Genomic DNA, 9,285 nt, shown 5'->3' on the forward strand with positions numbered 1-9,285 from the left:
CCTAAGGAAATTAGGCTTTATCACCATAAGTGAAAGATATTCATTAATACACTAATTCTATTGAACCGCCGTATACCGAACGGTACGTATGGTGGTGTGAGAGGTCGCTGAGTAAATAATTACTCAGCTCCTACTCGATTACCAATCACTGAATGCAGCATTTGCAGTTGATTATAGGAGAGAATAGACAATGACAGCTTGGAATGTATTTGAGATTACAGGGATCATCGCTTTCGCTATCTCAGGGGCCTTGACCGGGATACAAAAGAGGCTTGATGTATTCGGTGTCCTGGTGTTGGCGATCACTACCGCCATCGGCGGCGGTATTCTGCGGGATGTGATTATCGGCAATACCCCGCCACTTACCTTTCGCGATCCAACCTTTTTCATCATTAGCTCAATCGCCACCGTTGGCGTTTGTTTTACCTATCGCTGGCTTGATAAATTCAAGCACACCATCCAGATATTTGACGCCATCGGCTTGGGCGCTTTCACCGCGACCAGCGCAAACCTCGCACTGCAGCATAATCTAGATTCGTTGTTTATCGTAACAACAGTGGCCGTCATAACCGGCATCGGCGGCAGCATTATGCGGGATGTATTTGTCAAAGAAATTCCGTATGTTTTCCGCCAGGAAGTCTACGCTATCACTACCATTGCGGGTGCCATCAGCTTCTATTATTCGCAATTTTACTTTACCGGCAATATCCCGTTATATCTTTGTTTTGCGATTACAACAGGTTTGAGGATTTGTTGTATCAAATACGGCTGGAACTTCCCGGTTATCGGAATTAAGTCTGGTGGAATAGCATCAGACAGCCATAATTCGGGGAATTAGATAGAGACTTATTACGAGCAATGATTTGTCGAAAAGGACTGACGTGTTGTCAGCACGCAGCCCCTACAGGTTGGCTAATCGGAAACGGTTGGACCGATATTCGGATTACTGAAATAACCGCAGCCTTTGAATTGCACCCCAATTGTTAGACAGTATACATATTGTCTAACAATTGGGGTGCAATTTACTTTACCGGCAATATCCCGTTATACCTTTGTTTTGCGATTACAACGGGTCTGAGGATTTGTTGTATCAAATACGGCTGGTTCTTATTACCAGGTAACATATTCAAAGCCAAATTGCTTATAGTTTTCCCAAAATAAATGTCGATTTTCAAGAACTTGTGAAGGTTGACTAAGTCGGTGTTGTTCTTTAAGAGATTCTTCCATTGGGCGCTCTTCCTCGAAAAGATCTTGTTTGCATTGATTATAAAGGTCTGATCCTTTGATTGAATTAACCATAATTAGCGAAACCCCCAGAGGATTATAACTTTCAGGGCTGTATTTCTCAATTCCAAAATAATCTGCAATCGTTATGTCGGAAGCACGATGAATATCGGCAAAGCGGCATTGAGAACAGGAAGGACGTGAGATAGCGCCTACACCAAAAAACAACTGGTAAAAACGATCATCCTCTTTTATTTCTGGACTTCTGTCTGTAGTAAAGAGAAAGCCCTTATTGCTATTTTTACGGCTCCATCCATGTTTTTTTGAGCGAAATTGAACGCTGACAAGTTTTCCACCGTTTTCCCGTTCAAGCAAGCACTTATACTCCTCCCAGATTAGTGGACTTGGAATGCTGTGGCAAATTAAATCGCAAATGTACAGCCTTTCCGCAAGTGGCGAATTACCCATAAAACCGCGCAGCCCTGCGGTTTGGCATGGGGTTCCGGTAAAGAGAACCATCCGGCCCTCCTTCAAGTCGCCCTTAATCTGAGTATAGGTATCCCTCATGTCGCTTTGTACATATTTAGAAATTCGCATTCGATCTCTCTCTTCTGGTGTTTCCGCCCGCTGATGGAATACACGAAGATTCTCGTCATAATCCGCTCCATAGATAACCCCATTCTGCCCGAGAATGACATCAGAAATAGCGGTAAACGCGCCGCCGGACGTAGATTTCCACAAAACTTCTTGTGATTTGTGGCGCGCTGCGTAAATTCGGGGCGTACTACTTTCTTTGAAATGGCCTTCATACGTTACTGGGCAGATTGCGGTACACCTGCCGCAATCAATGCAACGTGATTGATCAACAGTTGGATATAAAAAACCTTCCTCATCTGGCTTCATGGTAATGGCCTGGTTGGTGCAGGCGCTGTAACAAGCACTGCACCCGCAGCAGTCTTCCTTTTTTTGATAAACTAATTTCATCAACATATCCTCCATTTACTAAATAGATACTTTAGTGCATACAAGGCTACAAGCTCGCATTGTTTACATCCCGATGAGTAGTATAAGTACCTTTAATCTGGATAAATAGTAGAATAGAAACCAACAAAAAAAAGGTCGAAGTTACCCAGAATATCGACGAAATACCAAATGCTAATGACATTAAACCAGCGGATATTGGCCCCAACACATTGCCCATGAGAGCAGCTCCGCTTGTTATGCCAAATGCAGCACCACGTTTAGACTCTGGTATAAGATAGGTGACAATGGTGTTTGAACTAGGAATCATAGCGCCAATACATAATCCGTTAATTGCCCTTAAGATAGCAAAAGTCATAATGTCACTCGCGGCTAATTGGCCTAAAAAAGATATCCCCCCGAGAAAAGACGACGTTATGAGTATTTGTTTATGTGAAAAGCGGTTGCTCAGGATACCCATACTTACTGAAGCCATCGCACTAGTTATTCCGGCAATGGCGATAAGAGTTCCAGAAATGCTTGCAAGGTTTGCGTTATTTGAATCCATAGCTTGAATATATAGCGGTAAAATAGGGCCGATACTTTGAATAGCAAACTGCGCCAAAAATTGGACAAGTAGCATAAGTTTCAAGTCGCTTAACGACCAAACATATTGAAGGGTTTCTCTAAGTGATGGTGTCTCACTTTTGGCTACAGGGGTAAATTGTTCATTTATTGCAAAATGGATGATAAAAAGTGCCAATAGACAAAGTACTCCAAAGACAATAAACGGTTGCCGGTAACCAAAATAATCTGCTATCAGACCGCCGATCATTGGTCCTATAGCACCGCCGATGATAAGTGCAGTTTGAAATATACCAACTGTCGACGAGATTTGATCTTTTGGCGACATACTCACAGCAAGAGCAGTAGCAGCGGCTGAAAACCCACCGCAAAGGCCCTGGAATATCCTTAAAGCCAAAAGTTGATAGACATTATAAGCATAAGCCATGGTTATCATTATTAATCCAAACATAAGCAATACTTTTTCAACCATTGGCTTACGTCCCCTCCGGTCGGCGATAGCCCCCCAATAAGGATTTGACAGAGCTGCACAAAACGCAGCAGCACCTATTAGAATACCAGACCACATTGCCACTTCTGCAGTATTTGTAACCCCTAAATATGGGACATATAGCGGTAAAAAAGAGATTACACCAGTAACGGCACTCATGCCGATGAATTGAGCTGACCATAGTATTGCGAGACTTTTTTTCCATTCAGTAATGAGCATTTAGTACCTTCTTTCAGAATTTTGGTTGGTACTCTTTATTTGTTGCAATTATAACACGACTCCAACTATAATAAAATTATCGATTAAACATGTTTTATATATCAAATAGGTATACAAGAGGTGCGTACATGGATATCCGAGATATGAGGTATTTTTACGCCATTATTGAGGAGGGGAATATTAGCAGTGCTTCTAAACGCCTCAATATTGCGCAACCAGCCATTAGCAGACAAATGAAGCAACTGGAGGATTCGCTTGGAGTTCAATTGTTTGAACGTGGTAGTCGCAGAATACGGTTAACGGAAGCAGGGCAGTTATTTCGCGAGCGGGTAGAACGAATATTGGGGTTAGTCGATGGTACGATGAAAGAGATGACCGAATTTAATTCCGGCCTTGGCGGTACAATTTCGATAGGGTCGGTTACTACATCAGGGGTTGCATTGCTGCCAAATTTAATTAGTAAATTTCATGGGTTATATCCCAGTGTTACGTTCCGAATATGGGAAGGCGATGGTTTTCGGATATTAGAGCTTTTAGACAATGGAATTATCGAGGTTGGTATCATAAGAGCTCCTTTTGATTCAGAGATTTATGAATCTATTATTTTGCCTGATGAACCGTTAGTTATAGCTATGAAAAGAGATGAATGCTATTGCGGAAAAGATCCTGTAAACGTTCGACTAATTGAGCTAGCTAACCAGCCGCTCATTGTTCCACTAAGGTGGAAATCGATGTTTGTGGAATGGTGTGCCAAAGCCGGATTTACGCCCAAAATAATTTGCATAAGTGATGGAATTGTACTAAACATCCTCTGGGCAAAATTAGGAATAGGCATGGCGTTGGTGCCAAAATCTACAGAGGGACTTATTTCAGATTCTGCACTTACTTACAAAAAAATTATTGAACCCACTGTATCAACGCAGACGGTAATTGTCTGGGTGCGCAACCGTAAACTATCTGCTAGCAGTAAGCACTTCTTGGATTTGTTAAGAGATGTGAGTTCTGAATGAATTGGGAATTGAATTAAAGCGGTACCCAACATTGAACTGCACCCAGAAATGAGCATTGAGTAGGAAAGCCTCTGAGTCATGTTAATTTAGAAACTGGTCAAATTATTGACTAATCTCTATTTTTTATGGTTAATATTGGGTTTTACCTATTACTATCTTTTTTATAACCGAAGTAAAATCCAACGCATTGATAGGCTTTTGAAGGTAGAAGTCTATGCCGCTGTGGTAAGCTTCTGTAATTAGCGATTCATTACTACAAGCGGATATCATTATAAAGGAAATTTTATTATCTACATTATTAATCTTCTTCGCTAACTCAATGCCACTTTGCCCTGGTAACAGTAAATCAATTACTACAATATCGGGACGGAGTTTACGAATAATGGACTCAGCTTCCAAGCCGTCACCACAATTAGCTAATATTACTCCTAAATGATATTTTTCAATTAGATAACTTATAGTTTTGCAAAAACCAATGTCATCGTCGATGATTAAAAACCGCATTTCCAAATGATTTCACCTAGTTTCATAACAATGATAAAGGATTATAGTCATTTGCTAGATTAGCAAGTTTAAGATGGAAAGCCACCTTTATAGCCTCTTTCCTTGGGTAGAAGCTTCACGGATTAAATTAACGGGGTTTTAAGTTGTTCCATTTAGTAGTTAGCATTACATATATACGTAATGGTCTTTTATTGATTTGTTGCAATTATAGCACAGCCCAAACTATGATAAAATTATCAAATATATATGCATTGTATATCAAAAAGTTATACAAAAAGATATGCAAATGGATAACCTGGATTCAATAACGGTACTATCTAAAAAAACATTGACAATAAAATGTTAATATATTAACATTTTATTGTTAGTATATTAACGTTTTGCAATGCTGGCTCTGAATCCAAAACAAAAGGGACACTTATATCGAACTTCTGGAATTACGAAAGATAATAGTAATGAAAGGAATGATAATCATGATCTGTACTAAATGTAACAATGAAATCCCTGAGGGAGAACAATGCCTGCACCGGGGGCAGATGCTTTGTGAGGATTGTTATCTTGAAATGTTGGAGCCTCCCCGTACATGTGATGTTGCCGCTGTGCATGGTGCCAAATTGGCCCGTAAAATGGCTGGACAGGAAGGAACCGAAGGGTTGACTGAACTGCAAAAGAACATCTACAATTACATTAAAGAAGAAGGCTCGGTTACTGCTGAGCAAATTATGAACAAATTCAGTTTATCTAAGATACAGATGGAAAGAAATTTTGCCATATTAAGACATTGTGAGCTTGCCCATGGTTTTAGAGAAAATGGCAAAGTATTGATTAAAGTTTGGGGAGAAGATACCCAGGGTAAAATGAATATTGCAGATTGAAGGAGAAAAGACTATGGCATTAACAGGCCTGGATATATTCAAACAACTTCCGAAAACCAATTGTAAAGACTGTGGTATGTCAACCTGTCTTGCTTTTGCCATGGCGTTGGCTAGGGGAAGTACAGAGTTAGATTTGTGTCCCCATGTTTCTGAAACCGCAAAAGAATTTTTAGGCATCGCGTTCGCCCCGCCTATTCGCTCGGTAATAGTCGGTGCCGGTCCAACCCAGATTACTCTGGGGGGTGAAACTGTACTCTTTCGTCATGATAAAACTTTTATTAATCAGACAGCGATTGTCATCACGGTTTCCGATACGATGTCCCCTGCTGAGCTTGATGAGAAAATCAGAAATATCAATGACTTGAATATGAATCGGATGGGTCTGCGAATCGGCGTCGATGCCATTGCCATTACCAACTGCTCGCAAAACCCCGAAATTTTCAAAACTGTTGTCGATAGGGTCGCTGCCCAAGCCAAAAACCTACACTTGGTACTCCTCACTGAGAAGCCTGCCGCCCTTGAAGCCGCTTTGCCCGGTAGCGCTGCCCAAAGACCACTGGTGGGCTCTGCAACCGCAGACAACTGGCAAGAGATGGTCGCATTGGCTAAACGCTATGCTGTTCCACTTATCGTTAAAGGCAATGGGGTGAATGATACTGCCGCCTTAATCGAAAAAGTAGCTAATGAATATAAAGAACTAGTCATTGATACCGGCATTCGGAATACCGCCGAAGTAATAGTGGCACTGACCAAGATTCGTCGTCTGGCACTCAAGAAAAAATTCCGGCCATTTGGTTTTCCTACAATTGCATTCACAACTGCTGAAGACCCTAATGAAGAAATCGTTCAAGCCGGAGTTTTTGTGGCCAAATACGCCAGCGTAGTTGTTCTGAAAGCTGATGAGAAGCCGTATGTACTGCCTTTACTGACCTGCCGGATGAACATCTATACCGATCCGGAAAAACCTATTGCCGTGGAGGCTAACCTATACGAAATCGGTGCTGTCACACCTGAATCTCCAGTATATGTCTGCACTAATTTTTCTCTTACCTATTATGCGGTTGAAGGTGAGGTTATAGCCAGTAAAATTCCCGGCTACATTATCGCCGTTGATACGGAAGGTACTTCGGTACTTACTGCTTGGGCATCAGGCAGATTTGACGCCCAAACAATTACTGAGTTCGTCCAAAAATGTGGCATTGCGGAAAAGGTTAATCATCGATCGCTGGTTATTCCCGGTTATGTTGCTGTTATCAGCGGTAAACTGCAAGAAAAATCCGGGTGGAAGGTCATTGTTGGACCGCAGGAGGCCATTGGTATACCGGCTTTTGCCAAAGCATATTACTCAAAAGAAGCGTAGCATTGGCGCATTTTAAGTGGCTACTGTACTCCATAATGGAAGGGAGTCTTATAACATGAATATAGATTCTATCAATGAAAAGTATATGGGAAGAATTCACACCGTCACCCTGGGTGCGACCAAAGATCAGGGTGGCACTCGCACCAATACAGTAACTGTCGGGGGCGATGCTACGCTGCCATTCCTCTTTTTCGAGGGTGAGCAGCCTAATAAAGCAGTCGTGGCAGTCGAAATATGGGATATCCCCCCAACAGAATGGAATTTGGTTTTGCAGGATGTATATGCCGACGTTTTCAGCAATCCTGTCGCCTGGGCCAAAAAAGCCGTAGAATTTGGCGCTGATCTGATCCTGCTGCGCCTTAAGGGTGCTGATCCCGAGCTGGGAAATAAAACGCCAGAACAACTCGCTAATGTGGTAAAAGCTGTGTTGGCAGCCGTAGGAGTACCTTTAATCGTAATCGGCTGCGGTATTGACGACAAAGACAACGCTATGCCTGTGATTGCTGAAGCTGCAGCTGGTGAGAATTTATTACTGGGAGTTGCGAAACACGACAACTACAAATCCATTGCCGCGGCAGCCATGGTTTACAAACATAAAGTTCTGACCCTCGGCACTGTTGATATCAATATGTGCAAACAGCTTCAGATTCTGATTACCGAATTAGGTCTAGCTGCCGAAAACATCCTAATGGACCCGGGTACGTGTGCTCTGGGGTATGGAATTGAATATACCTATTCGATTATGGAACGGGGCCGCCTAGACGCGCTGAGCGGCGATGACCGGCTAGCTATGCCGGTTGTTTGTAATGTTGGTCACGAAGCCTGGCGGGCTAAGGAAGCGATTGCTGCAGAAAAAGATTTCCCTGATTGGGGAAATCAAGCCAAGCGGGCCATTCTATGGGAAGCGCTAACCGCGACCAGCCTGCTGCAGGCAGGTACTAATATCATGGTAATGCGTCATCCGGAGGCGATTCGCCTCTTCAAAAAAAACGTGGACGAGCTGTCGGTCTAACTAATGTACAAGAAGCAGGGACATTTGTCCCTGCTTCTGTATGATTTAAGATTCTTATTTAACATCTAAAAATTAAATTGATTCCCATCCTTTTTTCAGCTTATCTATCAAGGAGATAAGCATTTCTTTTTCATCCGTGTCAAGTGCAGACATGAGCTTATGCATATACTGGTTGTGAACGGGAACGAAAGCGTTCATGAGCATAGTGGCCCGGTCTGTAAGGTAAAGTTGAAAAACCCTTTTATCAGCGGGGTCAGCCTTGCGAACCACCAGGTCTTCTTTTTCTAATCGGTCAATCAGTCTGGTAATATTGGCCCGGGAAACCAGTAGCTTTTTACCTAATTCTGATTGGGTCAGCCCCTGACCACCTGTCATGAACAACTGAATTAACGCATTAAACTTAGCCTTAGACAAACCATACCGGGCAAAATGCATCTCCAAAATATCATCTAGGTTATCCTGGAATGCTGTCAATTCAATCAGCGTACGTATTGAAAAATAACGGTCTGAAATATCATTGTGCGTGATTTCTGTCAGCCCCCAAGCTCAATTGTTAGCATACTAGCAATATTGTAAATGCATTAACAGTTGGAGTCAATAGCTATTCAGCAGGCAGGGGACTGTTATTCTTTAAGGCATGAAATATAAAAAAGTTTTGCCCATCAGACAATAATACCAAATGTTTACATCCTGCTTTTCTATTGTAAAATAGGGAGAAGCGGAGGGACGTTCTAAGATACCAGCAAATTTCAGAGTGTATCCCCGCACATCGATGGGGGACCGGAGATGATATGAAAGGGGCAACAATCTTTTTGGCCTCAGCGGCAAGTGACTATGTAAGTGGGGCGATTATTCTTCAGAGACAAAGGGGCGGTGGTTTCGTCTTAATAAGACATAACCACCGTCAGACTGTGTGAAAACGGCCCCGATATTCACATAAAATTACAGATATGATAAAATATAGATATAATTCAAGTAATTAGAAGGTGGATATATGGGCTATATAAAGGGCGAAGATCGGAATCAAACCTTCCTATTTCCAGAAA

The 9,285-nt window shown here is 42.2% G+C and carries 9 protein-coding genes; 5 read left to right on the forward strand and 4 right to left on the reverse strand.

Going from position 1 to position 9,285, the window contains the following annotated elements:
- Positions 1-190 precede the first annotated feature (190 nt).
- A complete protein-coding gene (locus tag VN447_RS16070) occupies positions 191-838 on the forward strand; it encodes a trimeric intracellular cation channel family protein (RefSeq protein WP_325526355.1) in 648 nt (215 codons plus the stop codon).
- A gap of 272 nt (positions 839-1,110) precedes the next feature.
- Here the strand turns inward: VN447_RS16070 and VN447_RS16075 are convergent, their stop codons facing one another.
- Both VN447_RS16075 and VN447_RS16080 read right to left on the reverse strand, forming a co-directional pair.
- Entirely contained in the window at positions 1,111-2,208 is a 1,098-nt protein-coding gene (locus VN447_RS16075) for a Coenzyme F420 hydrogenase/dehydrogenase, beta subunit C-terminal domain (protein ID WP_325526356.1), read from the reverse strand.
- A 46-nt stretch (positions 2,209-2,254) separates the two neighbouring features.
- Positions 2,255-3,478, reverse strand: coding sequence for an MFS transporter (locus VN447_RS16080; protein ID WP_325526357.1), 1,224 nt, complete (start codon positions 3,476-3,478; stop codon positions 2,255-2,257).
- Between the two features lie 128 nt (positions 3,479-3,606).
- Here VN447_RS16080 and VN447_RS16085 point away from each other — a divergent pair, with 128 nt between their 5' ends.
- Complete coding sequence (locus VN447_RS16085; protein ID WP_325526358.1) at positions 3,607-4,488, forward strand: LysR family transcriptional regulator; 882 nt, start codon at positions 3,607-3,609, stop codon at positions 4,486-4,488.
- Between the two features lie 129 nt (positions 4,489-4,617).
- On the opposite strand, the gene VN447_RS16090 is transcribed toward VN447_RS16085, so the two are convergent.
- Positions 4,618-4,992 carry a response regulator gene (locus VN447_RS16090; RefSeq protein ID WP_325526363.1) on the reverse strand — a complete coding sequence of 125 codons (375 nt, stop codon included), beginning with the start codon at positions 4,990-4,992 and terminating at the stop codon, positions 4,618-4,620.
- A gap of 473 nt (positions 4,993-5,465) precedes the next feature.
- Between VN447_RS16090 and VN447_RS16095 the strand changes: the two genes are divergently transcribed.
- From VN447_RS16095 to cdhD, 3 genes are read left to right on the forward strand one after another with little or no spacing between them, the layout of a single operon-like run.
- Positions 5,466-5,867, forward strand: a complete 402-nt coding sequence (locus VN447_RS16095; RefSeq protein WP_325526359.1) for a hypothetical protein — start codon at positions 5,466-5,468, stop codon at positions 5,865-5,867.
- A gap of 13 nt (positions 5,868-5,880) precedes the next feature.
- Positions 5,881-7,227, forward strand: a complete 1,347-nt coding sequence (gene acsC / locus VN447_RS16100; RefSeq protein WP_325526360.1) for an acetyl-CoA decarbonylase/synthase complex subunit gamma — start codon at positions 5,881-5,883, stop codon at positions 7,225-7,227.
- Positions 7,228-7,282: 55 nt separating this feature from the next.
- A complete protein-coding gene (cdhD, locus tag VN447_RS16105; RefSeq protein ID WP_325526361.1) occupies positions 7,283-8,239 on the forward strand; it encodes a CO dehydrogenase/acetyl-CoA synthase subunit delta in 957 nt (318 codons plus the stop codon).
- A 72-nt stretch (positions 8,240-8,311) separates the two neighbouring features.
- On the opposite strand, the gene VN447_RS16110 is transcribed toward cdhD, so the two are convergent.
- Positions 8,312-8,713 carry a MarR family transcriptional regulator gene (locus tag VN447_RS16110; RefSeq protein WP_325526362.1) on the reverse strand — a complete coding sequence of 134 codons (402 nt, stop codon included), beginning with the start codon at positions 8,711-8,713 and terminating at the stop codon, positions 8,312-8,314.
- Positions 8,714-9,285: the final 572 nt, after the last annotated feature.

The organism is Sporomusa sp., assembly GCF_035561155.1.
Lineage (GTDB): Bacteria > Bacillota > Negativicutes > Sporomusales > Sporomusaceae > Sporomusa.

Coding starts and splice junctions, on each gene's coding strand:
- VN447_RS16080 (WP_325526357.1), bottom strand. CDS start 3,478: ATGCTCATTACTGAATGGAAAAAAAGTCTCGCAATACTATGGTCAGCT.
- VN447_RS16075 (WP_325526356.1), bottom strand. CDS start 2,208: ATGAAATTAGTTTATCAAAAAAAGGAAGACTGCTGCGGGTGCAGTGCT.
- cdhD (WP_325526361.1), top strand. CDS start 7,283: ATGAATATAGATTCTATCAATGAAAAGTATATGGGAAGAATTCACACC.
- VN447_RS16085 (WP_325526358.1), top strand. CDS start 3,607: ATGGATATCCGAGATATGAGGTATTTTTACGCCATTATTGAGGAGGGG.
- VN447_RS16090 (WP_325526363.1), bottom strand. CDS start 4,992: ATGCGGTTTTTAATCATCGACGATGACATTGGTTTTTGCAAAACTATA.
- acsC (WP_325526360.1), top strand. CDS start 5,881: ATGGCATTAACAGGCCTGGATATATTCAAACAACTTCCGAAAACCAAT.
- VN447_RS16095 (WP_325526359.1), top strand. CDS start 5,466: ATGATCTGTACTAAATGTAACAATGAAATCCCTGAGGGAGAACAATGC.
- VN447_RS16070 (WP_325526355.1), top strand. CDS start 191: ATGACAGCTTGGAATGTATTTGAGATTACAGGGATCATCGCTTTCGCT.